This is a genomic window from Streptomyces sp. NPDC059679 (assembly GCF_042734105.1).
Taxonomy (GTDB): Bacteria; Actinomycetota; Actinomycetes; order Streptomycetales; family Streptomycetaceae; genus Streptomyces.
Map to the genome: position 1 here is coordinate 1 of NZ_JBHWES010000055.1, position 23,086 is coordinate 23,086.

The 23,086-nt window shown below is 69.6% G+C and carries 16 protein-coding genes and 1 pseudogene; 14 read left to right on the forward strand and 3 right to left on the reverse strand.

Translation table 11 applies throughout. From position 1 onward, the window contains the following. Positions 1-373: 373 nt before the first annotated feature. Positions 374-1,051 (reverse strand): response regulator, encoded by a 678-nt coding sequence (locus ACFV2X_RS39970; protein ID WP_385626216.1) that lies wholly within the window; start codon positions 1,049-1,051, stop codon positions 374-376. Continuing rightward, positions 1,052-2,239 carry a sensor histidine kinase gene (locus tag ACFV2X_RS39975; protein ID WP_385626217.1) on the reverse strand — a complete coding sequence of 396 codons (1,188 nt, stop codon included), beginning with the start codon at positions 2,237-2,239 and terminating at the stop codon, positions 1,052-1,054. It abuts the gene before it with no gap. 189 nt (positions 2,240-2,428) lie between these two features. Here ACFV2X_RS39975 and ACFV2X_RS39980 point away from each other — a divergent pair, with 189 nt between their 5' ends. From ACFV2X_RS39980 to ACFV2X_RS40030, 11 genes are all read left to right on the forward strand, one after another. Continuing rightward, a complete protein-coding gene (locus ACFV2X_RS39980) occupies positions 2,429-2,704 on the forward strand; it encodes a hypothetical protein (RefSeq protein WP_385626218.1) in 276 nt (91 codons plus the stop codon). A gap of 120 nt (positions 2,705-2,824) precedes the next feature. Continuing rightward, positions 2,825-4,279, forward strand: a complete 1,455-nt coding sequence (locus ACFV2X_RS39985; RefSeq protein ID WP_385626219.1) for an alpha/beta hydrolase — start codon at positions 2,825-2,827, stop codon at positions 4,277-4,279. Between the two features lie 286 nt (positions 4,280-4,565). Beyond that, the gene (locus tag ACFV2X_RS39990; RefSeq protein WP_385626220.1) at positions 4,566-4,907 is read left to right on the forward strand and encodes a transposase domain-containing protein; all 342 of its coding nucleotides are present in this window, start codon (positions 4,566-4,568) and stop codon (positions 4,905-4,907) included. Between the two features lie 442 nt (positions 4,908-5,349). Next, the gene (locus tag ACFV2X_RS39995) at positions 5,350-7,377 is read left to right on the forward strand and encodes a hypothetical protein (protein ID WP_385626221.1); all 2,028 of its coding nucleotides are present in this window, start codon (positions 5,350-5,352) and stop codon (positions 7,375-7,377) included. 256 nt (positions 7,378-7,633) lie between these two features. Beyond that, positions 7,634-8,452: an RICIN domain-containing protein gene (locus tag ACFV2X_RS40000; protein WP_385626222.1), complete on the forward strand. Its 819-nt coding sequence runs from the start codon at positions 7,634-7,636 to the stop codon at positions 8,450-8,452. 978 nt (positions 8,453-9,430) lie between these two features. Next, positions 9,431-9,871 (forward strand): SDR family NAD(P)-dependent oxidoreductase, encoded by a 441-nt coding sequence (locus ACFV2X_RS40005; protein WP_385626223.1) that lies wholly within the window; start codon positions 9,431-9,433, stop codon positions 9,869-9,871. 412 nt (positions 9,872-10,283) lie between these two features. Next, positions 10,284-10,649: a WXG100 family type VII secretion target gene (locus ACFV2X_RS40010; protein WP_358706825.1), complete on the forward strand. Its 366-nt coding sequence runs from the start codon at positions 10,284-10,286 to the stop codon at positions 10,647-10,649. A gap of 82 nt (positions 10,650-10,731) precedes the next feature. Beyond that, positions 10,732-11,046, forward strand: coding sequence for a WXG100 family type VII secretion target (locus ACFV2X_RS40015; protein WP_311729912.1), 315 nt, complete (start codon positions 10,732-10,734; stop codon positions 11,044-11,046). Between the two features lie 69 nt (positions 11,047-11,115). Next, complete coding sequence (locus tag ACFV2X_RS40020; RefSeq protein WP_385626224.1) at positions 11,116-12,462, forward strand: EsaB/YukD family protein; 1,347 nt, start codon at positions 11,116-11,118, stop codon at positions 12,460-12,462. Positions 12,463-12,484: 22 nt separating this feature from the next. Next, complete coding sequence (locus tag ACFV2X_RS40025; RefSeq protein ID WP_385626225.1) at positions 12,485-15,268, forward strand: right-handed parallel beta-helix repeat-containing protein; 2,784 nt, start codon at positions 12,485-12,487, stop codon at positions 15,266-15,268. A 62-nt stretch (positions 15,269-15,330) separates the two neighbouring features. Further along, a complete protein-coding gene (locus ACFV2X_RS40030) occupies positions 15,331-15,651 on the forward strand; it encodes a hypothetical protein (protein WP_385626226.1) in 321 nt (106 codons plus the stop codon). Between the two features lie 118 nt (positions 15,652-15,769). Here the strand turns inward: ACFV2X_RS40030 and ACFV2X_RS40035 are convergent, their stop codons facing one another. After that, positions 15,770-16,408 carry a hypothetical protein gene (locus ACFV2X_RS40035; RefSeq protein WP_358646206.1) on the reverse strand — a complete coding sequence of 213 codons (639 nt, stop codon included), beginning with the start codon at positions 16,406-16,408 and terminating at the stop codon, positions 15,770-15,772. A gap of 206 nt (positions 16,409-16,614) precedes the next feature. Between ACFV2X_RS40035 and ACFV2X_RS40040 the strand changes: the two genes are divergently transcribed. The 3 genes and pseudogenes from ACFV2X_RS40040 to ACFV2X_RS40050 all read left to right on the forward strand — a co-directional run. Further along, positions 16,615-17,049 carry a WXG100 family type VII secretion target gene (locus ACFV2X_RS40040; RefSeq protein WP_385626227.1) on the forward strand — a complete coding sequence of 145 codons (435 nt, stop codon included), beginning with the start codon at positions 16,615-16,617 and terminating at the stop codon, positions 17,047-17,049. Positions 17,050-17,167: 118 nt separating this feature from the next. Then, positions 17,168-21,289 carry a type VII secretion protein EccCa gene (gene eccCa / locus ACFV2X_RS40045; protein WP_385626228.1) on the forward strand — a complete coding sequence of 1,374 codons (4,122 nt, stop codon included), beginning with the start codon at positions 17,168-17,170 and terminating at the stop codon, positions 21,287-21,289. Positions 21,290-21,367: 78 nt separating this feature from the next. Continuing rightward, positions 21,368-23,086 (forward strand): annotated as a pseudogene (locus ACFV2X_RS40050) (hypothetical protein); the annotation flags it as partial.

Below are 23,086 nucleotides of genomic sequence, written 5' to 3' on the forward strand. Positions count from 1 at the left end.
GCACAAGCAGTTCCGCGTCCTTGGCCGCGTCCCGACGCAACAGCAACGCCGGGAACGCGAGCAGCTTCCGAGCCACCTGGTACACCAGAGAGACGATCACCCGGACAGGGTTCCAGTAGACCGTGATGGAACGCCAGACCCGCTCCGAGCAGCAGCGATGAGTTTCCGAACGGCACAGCATGGCCGGGGAGTCTGTCCGGCTCGTCCGCACTCGACCGACGGGTGCTCGGCGGACAGCGGACCCGTACAGTCCGCCGCCCGCCGTGAGACGAGCGGCGGCCGGCATGCGTCCGACAGAATGCCCGGGCGAGCGGCGGAGCGACCGGCCGGTGCGTGGCGGATCCGCTCAAGGTTCACCTCGTCGCGGGGTCAGTCATTCCTCCGCGTCGCGGACCAGGAGCGCGATCTGTACCCGGTTCTCGACCGCCAGCTTGGCGAACAGGTTGCCCGTGTGTGCCTTGACGGTCGCGATGCTGATGTGCAGCCTCCGGGCGATCTCCGGGTTGCCCAGCCCGTCCGCGATGGCCCGGGCGGTTTCGAGTTCTCGTTCGGTCAGCGCGGCCAGCTGTTTCCGTGCGGCTTCGCGGGTCGAGTCGCGAGCGTAGGAGGATCGTGGACCGGTGGCTGCGGCGATCACCCGTGCCGTGGCCGCTGGAGACAGTACGGGGTTGCCCTCCGCGACGGTCCGCACCGCATCGAGAATCCGCGGCGGTGGGGTGTCTTTGAGGACGAACCCGAGTGCTCCTGCGTCCAGCGCGCCGAGCACCAGAGCATCGGAGTCGAACGTGGTCAGCATGAGCACCCGGGGTGGCGTCCGGCGGGTGAGGATTTCCCGGGTCGCGCTGAGACCGTCACGGCCGGGCATCCGCACGTCCATCAGCACGACGTCCGGCCGCTGCTCATCCACCACGGTGATCGCGGCGTCCCCGCCGGCGGCCTCCGCGACGACGGTCAGGTCCGGTTCGCCGTCGATGACAAGCCGCAGCACCACACGCACCAGCTGGTCGTCGTCGACGATGACGACGCGCACCGGCTCCCGCTCGCTGTCCACTCATGTTCTCTTTTCGTGGGTGGGGTTCGGCCAGGGTAGTCGTGCGGTGAGGACGTATCCGTTGTCGGGTGTGGGGTGATGGTCGAGTGTTCCGCCGGCGAGGGTGATTCGTTCGCCGAGGCCGAGCAGGCCAAATCCCGACGCCGGCGGTCGCACGTTTTCTGTGATGGCTGGGGAGTTGCGGACACTGACCTCTAGTTTGTCGCCTTCTGTTCCTTCGAGGGTGATGTGTATGTGTGCGCCCGGGGCGTGTTTGGCGGCGTTGGTCAGTCCTTCTTGGACGATCCGGTAGCAGGTTCGCCCTACGACGTCGGGCGGATCTGCCGTCAGGCTGGTGGTGAGTGTGACGTCCAGCCCGGATGCGCGGGCGTCGGCTGCCAGTTCGGGGATGCGGTCGAGGGAGGGCTGTGGTGGTTCCGGGCGGGTCGGGTCGGCCCGGAGCACACCGAGGACATCCCGTAGTTCCTCCAGGGCTTGATGGGAGCCGTCGGCGATGGAGCGGAGCAGCACGCGGTTCTCCTCGGCTGTGAGGTCGCCGCGGTGGTCCAGCACCCCGGCCTGCATGGCGACCAGGGAGATCCGGTGCGCGAGCACGTCGTGCATCTCGCGCGCGATCCGGTTGCGTTCCAGGGCCCGTGCCTGCGCCGCTCGCGCGGTCTGTTCCCGTTCCGCGCTCTCCGCCCGGTCCCGCAGGGACCGCACTTCGGCACGCCGCGCGCCGATGGCCATGCCCACGGCCGCCGCGATGCCCGCGGTCAGTGCCGAGAACGCGAGCTGGACCCACCACGGGCCGGGCGGGCTCGGCCCCTGGACCGGGTAGAGCCCGACGGCGAACTGTGACGCGGTCACGTAGACCAGCCCGACGACCTCGATCTCCACCGGACGGCGACGGGCGGAGACCGAACCCAGCGCCACGAGCGCGGCGCCGGTGGCGAGTGCCGACGCGGTCGACGCGATCGCGACCGTCATGGCGACGGCGAGCGGGAACCGCCGCCGCCACACGAGCGCCGTCAAGCAGCCGAGCGCCACCAGCGGATCACCGATCAGGAACCAGGAGCCCGTTCCGGCCGCCTGCCACTTCAGCAGTACACCGGTGGCGAGCCAGACCGGTATGCCCACTGCCGCGGCCGCTGCCAGCCGCCAGGCCTGCGGCCACCATCCGAGCCATGGTGCGACGTCCGTGTCCACCTGGTCATTATCGCGACACCGTATGTCCGGTGAGTCGGACCGAGGGATGATACGCCCTGGACCAAAGTCGAATGACCGTCTCGCCTGTGGTCGAAGGCCTTTCGAGCCATCGGGCTGATGTGGAGGCCGCGCCGCACGGACAGACTCGTTCACGTGCCGAGACAACCGGACACGAGACGGAGAAGCGCGATGCGCGAGGGTGGCTTCGGAGCCCTTGAGGCGGCGGGGATGGTGATCACGGCCCTGGCCGCCCAAGCGGTGATCCGCGGTCTGCTCAACCGGGACTCCGAGCTGCTGTGGGGCATCTTCGACTGGGTCCCGGGCGGCCTTGCCGGCCGGATGACTCTTCTCGGAGCCATCGCGCTCGTCGCGATGGTGCTCGGTGGCTGGGCACACACCCACCGGGAACCGGACGTCGGGCGGGCCGGTGATTCCGGAGAGATCCGCTGCCGAGAAACGGCCTGACGCAATCCGGCACGCGGCCAGGTCCTGTCCGGCCGGCCTCCACGGGCCGGCAGGACCTGACGGCGGGCGTTTCGAGCCCTCGTTCCGGCGTCCCCATGCGCCCCTTCAGGAGGACATCAGATGCGCAGAACACTCTCCCTCGCCCTTGCCGCCACCGCGGTGGCGGTGACCGCGATTCCGGGAGTGTCGTTGGCGACGACGCCGGACACCGTGCGGTGGGGCCCGTGCCCGGAGGACATCGCCTCGCCCCGTCTTGAGTGCTCGACGCTCGAAGTCCCCCTGGACTACCGGGATCCCGACGGCCGGCAGATCGAGGTCGCGATCTCGCGACTGGCGAGCGAGAACCCCTCGCAGCGCCGCGGCGTGCTGCTGACCAATCCAGGCGGCCCCGGCGGTACGGGACTCGACTACCCGGCCCTTCTCGCCGGCTCAGGGCTGCCTCAGAAGGTGCTGGACTCCTACGACGTGATCGGCTTCGACCCGCGCGGCGTCGGCCGCAGCGCGCCGGTGACCTGCGATCTGACGCCGGAACAGCAGGCACGCCGCAACTTCCCGCCGTACGCGCACACCGCGGCCGATGTCGCGCGGGAGGCGAGGTACGCGTGGACTGTCGCCGAGCAGTGCGCCACCTCGCGGACGGCGTGGATGCTGCCGCACACCACCACCGCGAACACCGCGCGCGACATGGACCGGATCCGGGTGGCGCTGGGCGAGCCGAAGCTCTCGTACCTCGGTCATTCGTACGGCACCTACCTCGGTGCGGTGTACGCGACGATGTTCCCCAAACGCGGCGACCGGGTCGTGCTCGACAGCAACCTGGGCCCGGGCGGTTACGACGTTACGGCCATGCGGTTGTTCGCCCGTGGAATGGAGGACCGGTTCCCGGACTTCGCGGCGTTCGCGGCCGCCCGTCCCGAGTACGGTCTGGGCACCACGCCGGAGCAGGTGACCGCGGAGTTCTTCGACCTCGCGAAGCGGTTGGAGGCGAAGCCGGTCCAGGGCATCGACGGGACGTTGTTCCGCGGGCTCACGTTCGAGTACCTCTACAGCGATGCGACCATGCCGCTGCTGGCCGCCACCTGGCAAGCGCTCAAGAGGGACCGGCCTCTGCCGCCCACACTGCCGTTGCCGGAGAACATAGAGAACAGCATGGCCTCCCGCTTTTCAGTGATATGCAGTGATACACGCTGGCCGGGGATGGTCCAGGACTATCAGCGCAACGTCGCGGTCGACCGGCTGAAGTACCCGATGCTGGGCGGGGTCACGGCCAGCATCGGACCATGCGCGTTCTGGCCGGACAAGCGGGTCGAACCGCCGGTGCGCATCGGTGACCGGGGCCCGTCGAACGTGCTCATGGTGCAGAACGAACGCGACCCGGGGACACCGCTGGCCGGCGCCCAGAAGCTGCGGAACGCGTTCAGGAAGCGGGCCACGATGGTGACGGCCGACCAGGGCGCGCACGGCGTCTATCCGTTCGGCCCCAACACGTGCGCGAACGACGCGGTGACGGCATTCTTGACCACTGGGCAACGACCGCCGCAGGACCTCGCCTGCGCGGCGGAGCCGAGCGAGTAACGGGAACCGGGACATGTTCAAAGAGTGGCAGCGTCGTCGGGCCGTGCGGCGGATCCAGCCCGGGGACGGGCGAGCGCTGAGGCGTTTCCGCTGGTGGCAGCAATGCCGGTGAGTTGGCACGTCAGTGCAGGTCAGGCGCTTGAGGCTTGCGTGATACGTCACTTCTGGTGACGTGTCGGCGGAGGCAGGGACAGGGCAACGGAGTTCCCGGTAGGACGGAAGATCGACCAAGATCCCGACTGTCCGTGAGGGAACTCCGTTGGGTGTTCAGTGTGCCATCGCCCGTATGCCGTATGCCATCGCTGACAGCGGCCCGGTCCCGTTGAACGGGCAGGTGGCGCCACCGGAGAAGCGGTTTGGCGAGCACGTCCGGCTCGGCGTGTTGACCGAGGAGATCCGTCCTGAACTGGTGGACGAGGACGTGGAGTTGACCGGCTGCGGCGAGCGTCGTCGGCGGCTGTTGCCGGCCCGGGCGGTGGTCTACTTCGTTCTCGCGTTGTGCCTGTTCAGCGGTTCCGACAGTGCCGGGCCGCCGGGGTACCGGTCGGTTCTGCGCACGTTGACGCAGAAGCTGTGGCACCTGCCGGGCCTGTGCGCGTGCAGCGGCTGCCCACCAGCTCGGCGCTGACCCGCGCCAGGCAGCGGCTGGGCGCCGCCGATGCTTCGGTGCACGCTCCCCAGTAGTTGACATACCAACCAATTGCTGATCGGATGCAGGAGAATCAAAAGGGAGAGACGTATGACCGATTCCCCCACATCGGCTGGCGTCGCCGTCGTCACCGGTGGGTTCTGGGCACTCAGGCGGCATTCTTGTACCAAAACCGAAATTAGCCTTTGAAGTGAAGCAATGTCGGGTGCATTCGACTGGGCTGGGGTGCCACGTCCCAGACCGCGATCCCGGACGCGGTGCGGTCGGGGCCGGTGGATGACGCGGCCGCCATCACAGCCAGCCGGCTGCGAGGTGTCGTTCCGGCTCTGCGGAGCGGTTCAGGCGGTGAGGCCACGCTCCATGCGGGGGTGACCGATCAACAGCAGTTCACAAGTTGGAAGATACGGAAGTACCTAAGCCCATGTCTGTCGACTCCCACGGAAACGTGTTGGCCGCGCTGCGGAGAAAATCCTTCACCGGGCGCGTCGCCGAACTGCGACTGCTGCGTGAGCTGATGCGTGACGAGGCCCGGGGCTGCTTCGTGGTGTGGCTACACGGCATGGGGGGTGTCGGCAAGAGCACCCTGCTGCTGCGGTTCGCAGACGAGGCGCAGACGCAGGGCGCTGTCGTACGCACGATCGACATGCGCTTTACGCAGGCGACACCGGATGCCTTCTGGGCCGCGCTGGAGGCACAGGGACCGTCGGCAGAGGCGCAGTTGCTGCTGATCGATTCCGCGGAATCGCTGGGTCCACTGGAGTGGTGGCTGCGCGACCAGTTCCTGCCCCGTATGCCCACGCACCTGCTCGTCGTGGTGGGCTCGCGTCGGCCCCCGGAGACCGAGTGGCGCACCGACCCGCAGTGGTGGCACGCGCTGTGCAGCGTGCGGCTGTCGGGCATGGACGAAGCCGAGGCGTTCCTGCTCCTGCGCAACCGGGATGTGCCGGAGACCTCGGCGGCCGACATCGTACGGGCCTCGCATGGACTCCCACTCGCTCTGGCGCTCTTCGCCGACGCCAGTGAGGCATCCGCGGGGACAGCCGGGCCGAGCGGCGGGCGGGAGTTGTGCGACTCGCCTGACCTGGCACGGGAGCTGCTGAGGCTGCTGCTGAGGGAGACCCCGGCACCGGCCAGGACCGACGCGCTCCAGGTACTGGCGCTGGCCCGGGTCACCACCGAGGAACTGGTGCGGCGCACCCTGGATGTGCCGGCGGCCGAGGCCCAGGTACTGTTCGCCTGGCTGCAGGGGCTGTCGTTCGTGGATAGCACAGCCGCCGGTCTCATACCGCATGAGTTGGTGCGAGAAGCACTGCTGGTCGATCTGCGCTGGCGCGATCCGGAGAAGTACGAGCGCCTCTTCCGCCGGCTGCACGCCCACCTGGCCGAACGGCTGACCCAGCGTACGGGTGGCCGTTGGGCGTTCGGTGCCGGTCTTGCCCACCTCGGGAGGGCGAGTTCCGTCGTCCGCGAGGCGGCGGACTGGAACGGCGCGGACCGTTTCCAGCTGCGGTCCGCACGCCCGAAGGACCTGTACCCGGTGCTGGCCGCCATAGAGGAGGAGCACGGTGTCGCGGCCGGCCGTCTCGCCCGGCAGTGGTGGGATCGACAGCCCTCGGCGTTCATCGTCGCTGAGGACGACCGTGGTGGCGTCGTCGGCACACTCGTGGCGCCCTGTCTGGAACCGGGCGTCACGAACCTGCCCGACGATCCGGTCGCGCACGCCGCGCTCGAACACGTCACGGGCCGGTCGTCGCCGCTGCGACGCACCGGGCAACTGCTGCTGGGGCGTTGGAGCACCGGCAGCGCGGTGGCGGCGTGCTTCGCGCTCACCACCCTGTGGGCGACCACGCCGGGTATCGCGGTGAGCTGGACCTGCGCGGCACAGAAGCAGGAGGAGCTGTCGCGGCTGCTCGGCCTGTACGACCAGCGGCCCGGGGAGACGGTCACCTGCGCGGACGGTGAACCGATCTTCTCGTTCGTGCGGGACTGGCGCAGCATGCCGTTCGCGCGCTGGGCAGAGGCACTGAGCACCCGGCTGCTGGCCGACGATCCCGCAGCGGCCCCGGCTCCGGCCGCCGAGCCGGTGACACCCGCTATGCCGTGGTCGGAGTTCGTGGGTGCCGTCAAATACGCCTACCAAAAGCTCTCGGAGCCGGAGCAGCTGGCGCGCAGCGCGCTTCTGCGCACCCGGCTCGTGGCGTCCGACGCCGGCCCCGCCGAGCTGCGCCAGGTACTCACGGAGACCGTTTCGCAGTTACGGGCGCAGCCCGGTCGGCGGCAGTTGGCCGATATCCTGGAGATCACCTATCTGAGCGGGCCGCGCAGCCAGCAGGCCGCGGCCAACCGGGCGGCGCTGTCCTTCAGCACCTACCGACGCCGGCTGTCCGCCTCGCTGGTGACGGCGGCGGAACTGCTGCGGGAGCGCGAGCTGTACGGTCCGGTGCCGTGATGAGTCGGATCCCGCCCGGTCTCCGCCCGCCCCGTGCTCCGGCGGCGGTCTTCGCGTCCTGGGACCGGCCTCGCGCGCCCCCCGGGCGGGAACGGAGCGGTCAGGACGGACGCTTCGGCACACCCACTGTTGAAGCCTCTGCGAGTTGGGAACGGCATTGAGTGAAATCGACCAAGACGAAACGAAACGGCGGCAACGGGCGCGGTTCGTCGACGCGCTGACGACCAGTACCCAGCCGCGGGGGGAGCGCCCCCGAATGGGGACCCGGGTCGCCGGCGCGGTGGCCGTGCTGGCGCTCGCCGCGGGCGCCACCCTGGGGGTGGGCGCGTGGCGCAGTTACCAGGCCGACGAGGAGGCGCAGAAGGCGGAGCTGGCGGCCGAGCAGGCCGCGGCGCACAAGAAGCTCACCAGATCCCCGTCACCGTCTCCCGAACCGAAGATGACGAAGAAGGAGACGAAGAAGAAGCCCGGCACGACCGTCGAGCGGCAGGTGCCCGACCCCGTCGTCACCCCGTCGGCCTCCCCGACGAAGAAGACGAAGAAGCACCCTGAGACGCGGACGGAGGACGTGGCCAAGGCCGAGCTGCAGAAGCTGACGGCCGTCCCTCGTACGCTGCTGCTGAAGAACGTGTTCACCGGGCTGTGCGCCGATGTCCCGTTCTACACAGCGGGCAAGAAGGGTGAGCACGTCAACCAGTACTACTGCGACGGCACCGACAAGGACAACCAGCTGTGGAGGATGACGTCCCCTCGTCCCGACGCGGGCCCTGGCGGCACTGATCTCGTGCAGTTCGCCAACCTCAAGGACGGTCTGTGCATCGACCTGCTGACCCGCGGGGGACAGCCTGCGGGGACCGGGCTCCAGGAGTCAGATTGCACCGGAACCATGGGTGACAACCAGCTGTGGTGGTTCGACCCGGCCGGGGACGGCAGCGTCAGGATCCGCAATTATGCCAGCAACCACCTGTGCCTCAAGGTCAATGGCCTGGGCGCCGAGAAGAAGGAGCCGGACCAGCGGCTGGTGATCGGCTCGTGCGGTTCGCGGGACGACAGCCGCTGGCGGTTGATCGAATGACCCCGGCCGGCTGACACGGTCCGGGTGACCCCTCCGAGGCCCGGCGGGAGCCGGCGCCCCCAGGCGGTCGTCGCAACACGCGGTAGTACCGGTCAGGCCGTGGGCAATGTACGCAGGCGCTCGGCTGGGATTTCCAGCCGAGCGCCCGGCGTGGTCCGCCGGTGCCTTCGGCGGCGACGGTTCCCAGGTCCCTTTGGGACGGGGGCCTTGCCCGCCGACGCGCCTCCCTCCCGGGCCGGCCCTTCAGGCGACCGGCTCCGACGACCTGCGCCGAGAACTTCGTGTCGTCGAAGCCGTGAAGCGCCTCAGCCGGGGCACCATAGAAGATCTGGACGTGACGTAACTGACCGATTCAGGCCGATGAGTTCAACTCGCTACAGTCAAGCACAGAAAATCGCTCACCTGCTGAAGTGGGCCGCCGGATGGCAAGGAAACCGGAGAGGGGAAAGCGCGTGGTCCTACTCCCTCCGGCTGGGGGGTTCACATGCTCTGCTCAACGGGTGGATGAATAACGCCAAGTTGACGTCCACCCTCACCCATGAAGAACGGGACCTCATCCATATGGCTCGCAAGGCGTCGAAGCGCAGCAGGGCGAGAAGAGGATTCAAAGAGGGCAAGCAGATGGAACGGACTCGCTAGCGCTCATCTGAAGCCGTCATGTCATGACCAGAGTGTCCATGAACGACAGGATGTGCGGGTTCGCTTTGCTGTGTAGCCCGGTAAATGGAGTGGCCTCACCCGCTCGACAGAGGGCTGGGAATTGCCGCCGGTATTGTGGCGCCGCAGGCGGCCTCGGCGGTGCGCATCCTGTCTGCCACGTCAGTTGAGCTCTGGACCTCACGCACATCAGATTTTAATGTATGTCCGTGAATCTCAGTAAAGCCACGGCACTGATCACCGGAGCCAATCGCGGCATCGGCCGCCGTCTATGCGACCGCGCGTCGGCCGGAATCCATCAACATTTACGGTGTTGAGGTCTTGCCTCTCGACATCACCGACCCTGACGCCGTAGCAGACGCCGCTAAAAAGGCTGACGATGTCAATCTGCTCGTCAACAATGCCGGCATCGGGGGTGCGGCCCTGCTCGGAGACATCGACGATGTCCGTGTCGCCATGGACGTGAACTTCTGGGGCACCCTGTCCATGATCCGGGCCTTCGCCCCGGTTCTGGCGAGGAACGGCGGAGGCGCCATCTTGAACATAGCCTATTCGGCGTCCTGGTTCGTCTTCCCCGGCGGCAGCGCCCAGGGGCCCTCCAAGGCCGCTGTCCGGAGCATAAGCGATGAGCTGCGCCGGGAACTGGCCGGCCAGCGGACCCTTGTCACCTCGGTACACCCGGGAGCGGCCGACACCGCGACGACAAACGGCTCGCACGTCCCCGGGACGGCCCCACGCCGATATCGCGCACGCCGCGCTTGACGGGATCGAGGCCGACGCGTTCGAGGTGGTCATCGACGAGTTCACCGTCATGGCCAAGGCTTCGCTGCGCAGGAGTTCGAGCTGGTCCGAGAATGACGCTTGAACGGGGCCAGGGCGGTTGGGTTCAGGTCATCCAGGGGCCGCGTCCGTGCGTCGCCGCCCTCCTCCTCTTTCGACCAGCCCTTGAGCACTCGTGTGCGCTCCAACTCGCGCGTGACCGCCGCACACAGGGACTGCACGAGCACATCCACGAGGTCGGGCTCGAACTCCGTGCGAAGGCGCGGGGCCCGGCAAACTGGGCACGTCCCACCTGTTGTGTTCAGAAGATGCCCAGGTGCTGCTCACTCGGTCCGGTCATTGTCACGGAGATGGTTGACTACCGAACAACGGTCGAGAAGGGCGGAATCCACTCATGGCTGTCGAGCCTTCCGTAAGCGTCGGTGGTGTGACGTACCGGGTGACACCGGAGTACCTGGCTGATGCCTCCACCAATACGGCTACCACGGCGACGGAGATCGCCGGACAACTGGCTGATCTGAAGCTCTATGTGACCAGCCTGGAGCAGAGCTGGCAGGGTATAGCCCATGCCGAGTTCCAGAACTTGATGGCGAAGTACGACGTTTACGCCCGCATGCTCAACGACGCCCTGGACGGAATCTCCAAGGGACTTCAGGGCAACTACGTGAACTACAAGGACACCGAGCAGCAGAACCTGAACAACCTCACCCAGCTGGGCGAAGACGTTCCGAAGCCCCCGGCCGGCACGAACTTCAACTGATCCGCACGCTGATCCATCCGCGTATCCAGCCGATTCATCCGCGCGTTCATCCGCAGGGCGGGGCGCGTTCGAGGAGCGATTCATGGCCAACATCGACGGCACGCCGATCTACGTAGGCGAAGGGCTTGAGGCCGCGGGCAGCACCATCAACGCCAGAGCCGGGGAGATCACCACAGAACTCCAGCTGCTGAAAAACAAGTTGTCGCCGCTGGTCGACGCGTGGCGGGAGAGCGAGGCCGCCACCTACTACCAGGACATGCAGAACGAATGGGACCTGGCGGCCAACGGCCTTTTCGGAGAGGACGGCGTGCTCGGCCGCATTGCCCAGGCCATGAATGTCAACTGGAACAACTACAGTGACGCCGAGTGGGCGAACGTGTCCACCTGGCGGCAGTGAAGCACCGCATTTCATTTCTCACCCCCTTCTCTTTGCGGCTCCGCTGTCCGAACACCGAAGGAAACGTCCATGCCCGATGAACGCTGCCGGGTCACCGTGGTCGGCGAACGCAGGCAGGTCGACCTGGCACTCCCAGCCCAGGCCCCGATCGCCGAATACGTCCCGCGACTCGCCACCCTGTGCGGCCAGCCCGAGTCCGAGGGCATGCCCCCGGTCTGGACACTCACGCTGTCGGGAGGTTCCCCGATGGCCCCCGGCGACACGCTGTCGGGGGCAGGCATCGTGGACGGTGCCACTTTGTACCTGCACGACCAGCGGGCCGCGGAGCTGAGCGAGCTGACCGTCACCGACCTGGACGAACAGATCGCGAACGCCCGTGAGGACGGCGGCCTGTGGAGCGCCCGCCGGCGTGCCCAGAGCGTTCTCGGCGCCGGTCTGGTGGTCATGGTGATCTCGGCCGCCTGGCTCGGCGCGCATCGGATCGCGGGCGTGACCGTGCTGTTCTTCGCTCTGGCCGCGCTGTGCTCGGTGCTGCTCGCCTGGTACTCCGAGCGCAAGAACTGGCCGCTGCCGCGTTCGGTGCGCCAGCTGTTCGCGCTGGCCGCCTGCCCGCTGCTGGCCTGTGCCGGCCTGGGAGCGCCGGTCCATGGCCCGGTGGCCACTTCGGTCCTGGTGATGGGCGCCGCGGTGATCGGCGCGCTCGCCGGAGTGGTCGCCTTCCTGGTTCCTGCCACGGTGGTACTCCTGACTCTGACACTGGTGACCGCGTTGTTCGTGGTGCCGCTGGCCGTGTTGGACGCGAGTCTGATCAGCTCGGCGGCGGTGGTGGCCCTGGTGCTGTTCGTGCTGACAGGGCTGCTGCCCCGGATCACCAGCCAGATCGCGGTGCTCGTGCCCGACGGTCCGGACACCGGCGCCCCCGCCCTGGGCAGCGAGGACGTCGCCGCTGTCGTCCGCCGAGGCAATGGGCTGCTCACCTTCCTCAGCATCGTCACCGCGACCATCCTCACGGCCGCCCTGCTCACCCTGACCACCTCGCGGGACGTGTACGCCCTCTTCCTGGTGGCCTGCGTCAGCGTCGGGCTGCTGCTCCAGGCCGGCTCGGTGCGCGTGCTGTCCGGCGTGATCCCGCAGCTGTCCGCCGGAGTTCTGGGGCTGCTCGCGCTGGCCGTACGGGTGCCCGAGTACCTCTTCGACTCGCGCACCGCGGGCCCGCTGGCCGGCTTCGCGGCGGGTGTCGTCCTAGTCGCCTGCGGGCTGTTTCTCGCCTTCGGCGCGGCCCTTCGTCCCATCGAGCCGGAGCGGCCCAGCTGGCCCGGGGCCGTCGTCACCGCTCTCGCCGTCGTCGCCTTGCCGCTGACCGCCGGTGTCTCCGGCCTCTTCGGCTGGCTGGCCAACCTCGGCGGCGACCTGTGATCGAGGGGCGGACCGGTCGAGAATGCGTGAGGTGAAGTCGGTCGCACAGCGTGTGGCACCGGGCAGTTGGGGCGCGCACCGCTCCATCGGTGCGGCCGTCAGGGACGCCAAGCCCGGCGGGGTGATCACCGTGCAGGCCGGTACGTACACCGAGAGCCTGGTGCTGGAGAAGGACATCGTCCTGGTCGCCAAGGGCACCGTACGGCTGGTCGCGCCGCGCGGCCCGGCCGTCACCGTGCACGCGGGCCGCGCCGAGCTGCGCGGATTCACCCTCGTCTCCCCCGCGCCCCGGGAGGCCGCGGTGCTGCTGCGCGGCGGTGAACCGGTGCTGCGGGACTGCGAGATCACCGGCGGTCGCGTCGAGGTCGCCGCTGCGGCGGCTCCGTTGCTGAGCGGCTGTTCGGTGCGGCAGGCCGAGGGCATGGCGGTGCGTCTGACGGGCACCAGCGGCACCACGCTGGAGGCCCTGACGGTCGGCGGCTGCTCCGGGGACGGAGTGGTTGTTGAGGACGAGGCGGCCCTCGAACTGACCGACGCGCTCGTGGACGGCGTCGCCGGGCGCGGCATCGTGGTGACCGCGGGGGCGTACGCGGCTCTGACCCGCTGCGAGATACGCGGCAGCGGCGCCGCCGCCGTCCTCGTGGACGGACACGCCTCCGCGGCGCTGCGCGAGTGCCGCCTGTACGAGGCGAGCGGTCAGGGGGTCTGGGTACGCGGCACGGCGGGCCGCTCCCCGAGCCCGCAGGGCCGGTGGCCGTGGGACGTTGGTCCCTCCGACGAGGACCGGATCCCGGTGGCAGCCTCCTCCTCGGCCGATGCCGCAGGCCGCTCCGCCGACCGAACCCAAGGCGTACGGCTGCGCGACTGTGAGATCTTCCGTACCGGACGCTCCGGTGTACTCGCGGAGGACGCAAGCGCGATCGTGCTGGACCGCTGCCATGTGCACCGCACCACCGGTGCCGCGGTGCTGGTCACGGGAGAGGCCGTCGCGGAACTGGTCTCCGTCCGAGCCGTGGACTGTGTGGACACCGCGCTGGTCGTCAGCGCGGCCGGGAACGCCACCGCGCGCGACTCCACCTTCGCCCGCACCGGTGCCAACGGGCTGTACGCGACCGGCGAGGCCGAGGTCTCACTGACCGGATGCACCGTGCGGGAGACCGCCTACACGGCCGTGCATCTGGGCGGCTCGGCGCGGGTGAACGCACGGGACTGCGCGATCGGTGGCACCCCCGAGTACGGTGCACGTGTCACCGAACGGGCCGAACTCCTGGCGGAGCGGTGCGAGGTGACCGAGGTCGAGCTGACGGGGCTGTGCGTGGAGGGCGGCGACGCGGCCCTGCGCGACTGCCGGATAGAAGGCGACCGCGACAGCGTACGCCTGATCACCACCCACCGGCCGCTGCTGGCGGACTGCGTCGTCACCTCCATCGGCGAGACCGGTGTCCGGGTCGGCCGGGACACAGGCGCCCTGCTGGAGAACGTGACGATCACCGGCGCCACCACAGGTCTGCTCCTGGAGGAGGACAGCACCGTCCTCGTGGAGGGCGGCGCGGTACGCGAGTCGCGGGGCAGCGGTGTCATCGTGTACGCGGGGGCCCGTCCCACGGTCCACGGCCTCACGGTCGAGTCCGCGGCGAAGAACGCGCTGTACGTCGGGGACGGCGGCGAAGGCCGATACGAGGACTGCCACTTCACCAAGAGCCGCTTCCCCGCCGTCTACGCCGGTGCCCGCTCCCGGATCGTGCTGCGCCGCTGCGCCGTGGACGGCACCGAGACGGACCTGCTGCGGGACGAGGAGGCCGAGGTGTACGCGCAGGACTGTCACGTCGAGGATGTGGCCGATCCGGTGCTGCCGACCTTGCCGCCCCCGCCGGCGGAGCAGGGGAGTACTCCGGTGCCCGGCGTCCGCAGGGCGGTGGCCACCAGCGGCACCGCGGGGGAGGGCGAGCAGGACCCCGAGGCGGCCGCGGCGAAGCTGGAGGAACTCCGCGCCGAACTCGACCGGCTGGTCGGTCTGGAAGGTGTCAAACGCGATGTGGTCACGCTCACGAAGCTGATGCAGATGGTCAAGGTCCGCCAGGACGCCGGGCTGGCTCCGCCGCCGCTGAGCAGGCACCTGGTCTTCGCGGGGAATCCCGGCACCGGCAAGACCACCGTGGCCCGCCTCTACGGCGGCTTCCTCGCGGCGCTCGGTCTGCTCAGCCGTGGTCACCTGGTCGAGGCCGACCGGGGAGACCTGGTCGGGGAGTACGTCGGGCACACCGCGCCCAAGACGACCGCCGTCTTCCGGCGCGCCCTGGGCGGGGTGCTCTTCATCGATGAGGCGTACTCTCTGGTGCCCCAGGGCCAGTTCACCGACTTCGGCTCGGAGGCCGTCTCGACGCTGGTGAAACTGATGGAGGACCACCGTGACGAGGTGGTCGTCATCGTCGCCGGATACCCGAACGAGATGAACCGGCTGCTGGAGTCCAACGCCGGCCTGGCCTCACGCTTCACCCGCACCCTGCACTTCGACGACTACTCCTCGTCCGAGCTGGTGCGCATCGTCGAGCACCAGGCCGACAGCCACCAGTACACCTTCGCGCCGCAGACCACCGCCGCGCTGCACGACTACTTCGAGATGCTGCCGCGCGGCGAACAGTTCGGCAACGGACGCAGCGCCCGGCAGGTCTTCCAGCGGATGACCGAGAGGCACGCGCAGCGCGTGGCCGAACTCGGGCTGAGCGCCGTCGATCTCGCATCGGCCGACGAGGAACTGCTCACCACTCTCCTGCCCGTGGACCTCCCCCCGGAAGAGGTTCTCTGAGCACGACGGAGCGGCAGGACGCCAGAGGACTTCGGACCGGGTGAAAGACAGGTGTCTCCCAGATGGCAGAACAAAGCACGCAGGACTGGCTCGCGAACCTCGCGGCGCTGAAGGAGGCGATCGGCGCTGTGGGGCGGGAGTCGACGGAGATCACGACCGGCATGGCGTCGATCGCCGCCAAGATGAACGACATCGGCACCTCATGGAACAGTCCGTCCTACGCCACGTTCGACGACATCAAGTCGTGGTTCCTGACCTGCCAGCACGACCTGGAAGCACTGATGGAGGACATCCTCCGCCGGATGAACACCACGTACTCGAACTACCACAACGCGGAGGGCACGAACTACGGCAACGTCACCGACGAGCAGTCGGATGGCTGAGCGGCGCCGCGGTGCGCCCGGGACGCCGCGCGCCGTCCAGCATGCGGCGTCCCGGCGCGGCACGGCGCACGACCGCCCCGCTCCGCACCTGCGGAACGGGGCGGCGCGGCCCGCCGGTTCAGGCCTTGGCCGGAGGAGCGGGGAAGCGGGATTTGCGGTCGGCCTCCGCGTAGACCTGGCCGGAGTGGTTGAGCAGCGCGATGTACTCGCCCAGTTTCTCGATCGTGGAGCCGACTTCGAGCAGCGCGCGCTCCATGGCCGGGTTCATCTCGGCGGCGAACGTCTCGCCGGTCTCGGCGAACGGGTTGTCAACGGACTTGCCCTGCTGCGGGTCGTACGACATCGAATTACTGTTGTCTCCCCCTCTCTCATACGCGTCCTTGGCGCCCTGTCCGAAGACGGTGTCCTTGACGGCTGCGACCAGGGCGCGGACCTCCTCGTACTTGTCCACCGCGCCGCGTGCCTCGGTGAGTATCGACTTCTCCGCGGTGCGCAGCGCGCCGAGGTCGACCCTCAGATCCCCGGAGGGTTCGGTGATCTCCTCCGACTGGGGTCCGTCCCCGCCCCCCGACAGGTCCTTCGGGTCGATGTTGAAGGAGGGCGGCACGTCCCAGACGACCTCTGGATCCGGTACCAGGTAGCTGAGGTCCTTGCCGTTGTCCTCCGAAGGATCGGCGGCTCCGTCGCCGTCCTCGTCCACCATCTCCGGCTCGGGAAGCGGTGTTTCGTCGTACTTCGAGTCGATCGGTTCGGTCACGCTGTCTCCTTCGTCTCTCACGCGTCGACTTCCCGGCCCGGTGTGCGGGTGACGCGGCATGCCGGGCGGCCTGCGGGGCGACGGCCCCGAAGAACCACCGCCAGGCTAACCGCTTATGTGATGAATTATCAGTGTTTCTCACGCTCTTGAGGGAATCACCTCATACATTCCAGATAATCCGGATCATCACCCGAGGAAGGTGAGTCATGGCTGACAGCGAAGCCGCCAACTACGACATCTCCGTCATGGATGTGTCCCCGGCCGGCCTGAACGTCACGTCCAAGTCACTGGTCGAACTCTCCAACTCCGTCGCCGAGCGCATCGGCACCATTCACACCACACTGAACGGGCTGCGCGTGGCGTGGCAGGGCCAGGCCGCCTCGGACGCCGAGAAGGTGCAGAACGAGTGGACGCGGGTCATGACCGAGCTGTTCGGCACCGAGGAGGACCCGTCCCTGGGGGTCCTGCCCACGCTGGCGGACGGAGTCGGCATGGCCTGGGGCAACTTCAGCGTGGCCGAGCAGGGCGTCACCAAGATCTTCACCGAGTTCATCACCAACCTGACCGCGACGGGCAGCGGTGATCCCGGGGAGGTCACCGACACCAACCGGACAGCGGTCACCATGACCTTCCCCTACTGAGTACCGCCTTCTCCCACTCCCCGTGTCCCCCACCCCGACAGGCAGCTAGGCAGCCACCGTGAGTCGAACCCCGTTCCACCGCCCCGTCCGAATGACGCCCCCACCGATGCCGGAGGGCATGACGAAACTGGTCTCCCCGCCCCAGCGGCCCCAGCCGCAGGGCGCGGCCGGCTGGCTGATGCTTCTCCTGCCGCTGCTGTCCAGCGTGAGCATGGCCGCGTACATGGTGGCCTACGGCAAGGCATGGATGATCCTTCTGGGGTTCGCCTTCGTCGTGGTGTCCGTGGGCATCACCATCGGTGTGCGGATGCAGCTGCGGAGCAGTCGGCGCCGCAACCAGTTCCGGCAGCGGGAGCGGTACCTGGAGTACCTGGCCGGTGTACGCAAGCGGGCTCAGCTGAGCAGGGTCGGCCAGCAGGCCGCCGACGCCTGGCGGCATCCGCACCCCGAGCGGCTGTGGGCGATAGCCACCCAGCGACGCCGGGTGTGGGAACGCCGCCCCGGTGACACCGACTTCCTCCAGCTGCGACTCGGCACCGGCACGGTGCCGCTGGCCGACGCGCTGCGCGTCCCGGAGCAGAGTGATCCGACCATCGAGGTCGACATCCAGTGCCAGCACGCCGCCGCCGAACTCGTCGAGGCGCACAGCACGGTGGACGGCCAGGCCGCCTGGCTGGACCTGCGGGCGTCCGGCGTGGTCAGTCTGCTGGGGCCGCGCCCGCGCACCCGTGAGCTGGCCCAGACCCTGCTGCTGCAGCTCTCGGTGCTGCACGCCCCCGACGACGTGCGGGTCGCGGTCGTCACCGGCGGCAATTCCGCCTGGGACTGGGCGAAGTGGCTGCCGCACACCCAGGACCCTGACCCGCGGGCACAGGGCCGCGAGCAGGAGGTCGTCCCCCTGCTCGCCGACGACTTCGCCGGACTCCACGATCAACTGCGGGCCGCCCTCGACCAAGCGGTCGCGGCCCGCGCCGAACGCAACGGCCGTCTCATCGCCCAGCGTGAGAGCGGCCCGCGCCGCCACCTGGTCGTCTTCCTGGACGACTACGAGCCCGGGGCCTCCTGGGCCCGTTCCGCACTCCTGGCCGACCTGTTCACCGAGGCGGGACCCGACCTGGGGGTGCACGTGGTGTGCCTCGTGGAGGAGGAGGGCTCCGAACCGGGCCGGGTCGACGTACGCGCCCGTACGGACGCACGCGGTGGACTCGTCCTGGAGGGACGCATGCCGGGCTTGTACGCGGCGATCGAGAGGGGTGCCGTCGACGAGCCGGCGCCCGCCGTCCTGGCGGCCACCGCGCGTGCGCTGGCACCGCTGAGGCTGTCCGGCGAACGCGAACAGGTCCTCGCCGAGGACGTCTCCCTCTCGGGGATGCTCGGCTTCGCGGACATGGCGGCCTTCGACCCGGCCGCCGGGCGGCGCAGCCCCGACGCGAAGGACCTTCTCAGCGTCCCCATCGGGGTGACCGGCACCGGCGAACCGCTGCACCTCGACCTCAAGGAGTCGGCGCAGGGCGGCATCGGCCCGCACGGGCTGGTCGTCGGCGCCACCGGGTCCGGCAAGAGCGAGCTGCTGCGCACCCTCGTCACCGGTATGGCCATGGTGCACGCGCCGGAGCACCTGGCCTTCGTCCTCGTCGACTTCAAGGGCGGCGCCACCTTCGCGGGCGTCACCGAACTGCCGCACGTATCCGGCCTGATCACCAACCTCGCCGACGACCTCGCGCTGGTCGACCGGATGCGCAAGGCCCTGCAGGGCGAACAGCAGCGCCGACAGCGCATGCTGCGAGAGGCCGGGAACGTCGACTCCGTGCGCGAGTACCAGCTCCGTCAGGCCGCCGGTGGCACCGACGTCAACGGCAAACCGCTCGACCCCCTGCCCTACCTGTTCATCATCGTCGACGAGTTCGGCGAGCTCCTCTCCCAACGGCCGGACTTCATCGACCTATTCGTCCAGATCGGCCGGGTCGGGCGCTCGCTCGGCATGCACCTGCTGCTGGCCACCCAGCGCCTTGAGGAAGGCAGGCTGCGCGGCCTGGAGTCCCACCTGTCCTACCGGATCTGCCTGCGGACCTTCAGCGCCGCCGAGTCCCGTGCCGTCATCGGCACCGCCGACGCCTACGCGCTGCCCCCCATCCCGGGCTCCGCCTATCTGAAAGTCGACGAGTCGGTCTACGAGCGCTTCCGCGTCGCGCACGTGTCGGCGCCCTACCGCGAGCAGGACTCCGACGCCGCTGCCGCGGCCGCCGAACCGGTTCCCTTCGCCGTGCACGGAGACCTCGCCCCGCTCGCCCCCGAGGAGAGCGAGGCGACCCGCTGGGAGTGGACCCCGGACGGGGGCGCGACCGAGCTGCAGATCGCGGTCGAGCGACTGGTGAACAAGGACGTCCCGGGCCACCAGGTGTGGCTGCCCCCGCTGCCCGTGCACTTCGCCCTCAGCTCGCTGCTCGGTGAGCCGGAGGTCGACCCGGAGCTGGGCGTGCGCTGCTCCCTGTGGCCCTACGGGGGCCGGCTGGTGTTCCCGATCGGCGTGATCGACGTGCCCGCGCGCCAGGAACAGATCCCCCTCACGGCGGATCTGACGGGACGGCAGGGGCACATCGCGCTGGTGGGCGCACCCCAGAGCGGCAAGTCGACCTTCCTGCGTACCGCGATGCTCAGCGCCATGCTCACCCACACCCCCGAAGAACTGCAGTTCTACGTCATCGACATGGGTGGCGGCTCGCTGCACGGACTGAGCGACGCACCCCATGTCGCCGGCATCGCGGGCCGCCGCGACGGGGAGCGGGTGCGCCGGGTGCTGGCCGAGGTCAGCCGACTGGTCACCGCGCGCGAGCGGATGTTCCGCGACCTGCGCATCCAGTCGGCGGCCGAACTGCGCACCCGCCGCGCCGAGGGCGACCTTCCCGAGGGCGTGCGGGCCGCGGACATCGTGCTGGTCGTCGACAACTGGGCCGCTCTGCACACCTCCGACGACAACGCCGTCACCACCCTCACCGACATCGCCGCCCGCGGCCTCGGTGTCGGAGTCCACCTGTGGCTGACCGCCAACCGGTGGGCGGAGATCCGCGTCGGCCTGCGCGACAACATTCCGGGCCGTCTCGAACTGTGGCTCAACGACCCCTCCGAGTCCGAGATCAGCCGCCCCGCCGCCCGTGCCCTGGGCCAGAGCGTTCCAGGCAGGGGGCTGGCCTCACCCGGACTCACCCACCACATCGCGCTGCCCCGGCTGGACGGCGTGGACGGCATGGACGGGATCGCCGACGCCGAGCGCCGGCTGGTGTCCAGGATCGCGGAGAGCTGGCCGCGGGCCGCGGCCCCGGCGTTGCGCGTACTGCCCGACCGGATCACCGTCCGCGAGTTGTCCGCGGCCGGAACGCCGACGCCCGCCGAACGCTGGGAGGGCCACGGCGCGGCCCTCGGCGAACGCGAGGTACCCGTCGCGCTGCGCGAGTCCGACCTGGCTCCCGTCGGACTCGATCTGACCTCGAACGACCCGCACTTCGTGGTCTTCGGCGACTCGGGATCCGGCAAGACCGCGTTCCTGCGTGCCTGGATGCGCGGACTTGCCGCCCGCCACACCGCCCACGAGCTACGGTTCATGATCGTCGACTACCGGCACAGTCTGCTGGGCGTGGTGGCCGACGAGTACATCGGTGCCCGCGGCGGCAACTCCGACCTGGTCGCCGGACAGGTCGGGGCCCTCGCCGAGACCCTGCGCTCCCGGATGCCTCCGGCCGACATCACCCCCACCCAGCTCGCCGAGCGCGGCTGGTGGGAGGGCCCCGAACTGTACGTCGTCGTGGACGACTACGACCTGGCGGCGGGCAGCATGGGACGCGGACCGCTGGCTCCGCTGGCCGAGTTCATCCCGCAGGCGGACGAGCTGGGCTTCCATCTCGTACTGGCCCGCCGGGTCGGTGGCGCCGCCCGAGCCCTGCTGTCGGACCCGCTGCTGAGCAAGCTCAAGGAGATCGGCTCCGGTGGCCTGCTGCTGTCCGGCGACCACCGCGAAGGGGTCCTCATCAACGAGCAGCGCGCGTACCGCCGTCAGCCCGGACGCGGGACGCTGGTCCGCCGGGGCCACGAGCCCACCCTCGTCCAGGTCGCCGTGGACGAGCGGGACGTGCCGGCCGAGGAGTCCGCAGCGCCGTCCGGCACCGCTGCCGGTGATCGGCGGGCCGGCGAACCCCGCGCCGAGGATCCGCCCACGACGCGAACACAGCCCGTGATCCGGACCTAGCCACCTCCACAGACCACCCGGTACGGCACCAGTCAGGCGACCGTCGAACACATCACGCCCAGGGAGGGCGGCCTCACCATGGAAGACGCGGATTCCGTACTCGGCGACATCAAGGTCGAGGAGATGTACGCCCTGGGCAACGCCTGGATCCAGCTCGGTGACGTTCTTCACGAGCGCCGAGTCGCCGTCAATGGCCACGTGGACGGGATCGGCATGACCGGGGCGGCGGGCGATGAGGCGCGCCGGGCGTGGGAGGAAGGGCTCGCCCTGACCTTCGACGCCGCCGCCGAGAAGGCGTGGACGATCGGGCAGACGATCAACCGCTACGCCGACGAGTTGTACAAGGCGGCCGAGGAGTACGCGGAGCAGCTCAACGCCGCCATGTGGGCGGATATCCTGGGCGTGATCTTCGGGCTCGTCCTGATCGGCCTCGGGCCGCTCCTCGCACGAGTGATGTCGCTCGTCGGTTCGCTGCTGGCCAGGCTCATCCCCATCGTGACCGCGATCGGGAGCCGGCTCGGCACCGTGGGGGGCGCGATCGCCGGTGCCGTCGGGGGCGCCGTTGTCGGTGCCGGGGTCGAGGTGGGCCTCGACCTCGGTCTCGGCGCGCTGGGCGCCGAGATCGCGGGTGCCGACTTCGACGTGACCTGGACCGTGGCCATCAGCGCGATCGTCGGGGCGGGCTTCGGCGCGCACGGCGGCGGCATGATGGGCTGGCATTACGGCGGTGCGGGGCGCTCCTTCGTCCCCAAGCCCACTCCTGGTGGCGACGCCCCGCCGGCGTCCGTGCCCCCCGGTGTCACCCCGTCCACCGTCAAACCCACGCCGGGTGGCGGCGATGGGACGGTTCCGCCTCTGTCCCGGACGCCTGACGGCGACCTCTCCCTGCCCACCCCTGACGGCCTGGGCAGGGGAGACGGATCGCTGGCTCCCCCTCCGTCCGGCGGCAGGGACGGCGTCTCCGTCAAGGACAGCCACCCCACCAACAGCGGCCCCGGCAACGGACGTTCGGGCGACCTCGGTATGCCCGCCCAAGGGACGAAGTCCGACGGTTCCTCCACGGCACCGCTTTCCACCCCGCTACCGGGCCGCGGGAACTCGCCGACGGAGACCCCCGGCTCGACCCCCCAGCCGGGTCCGGCCGGACGCGACAGCGGCAGCACCCCTGCCCCCCAGCCGCCGGTCACCACGCGTCCCGTCGGCTCCGGGGACGGGGCCGGCCTCACCCCGCCCGTCACCAGGCGCCCCGACGGCTCCCGGGTCACCCCCCCGGACTCCCAGCCCGCCGGTGGGCCGCCCAGTGGCCGCGGCTCCAACTCCCCTGTCCCGTCCCAGAGCCGGCCGACCGGTGGTTCGGACGGTTCGGGTTTTGCCGAGCCGGGGCGTCGGCCGGGTGGGGGGCAGGGTGACCCACACGGTCAGACGTCGCCGCGTCCGGATGGGAGCAGCAAGCTGCCCGGCTCCGACACGAGTGCCACGTCCCGGCCGTCCGCGCGTTCGGGCCCTGGTTACGACCGGCCTGCGCGGCTCGACGACATCCCTGGCTGGAAGCCGCCCGTCGGCAGCAAGGGTTCGGGTGCCGGTGAGGGCAACCTGCGCGCCAACAACGGCAGTGACAGTGTCACCCACACCACGACACACTCTTCGGGCGACCAGCCCGCCGGCCAGAGGAGCGCCCGGCCCCGCGGTGACGATGCCCGTCCGACCTCGTCCCGCACGTCGCAGCCTTCCGGGAAGGGCGCGAAGAGCTTCACTCCTGAGGAGGCGGGGCAGGGTCTGGCCCGGCATGCCGAGAGT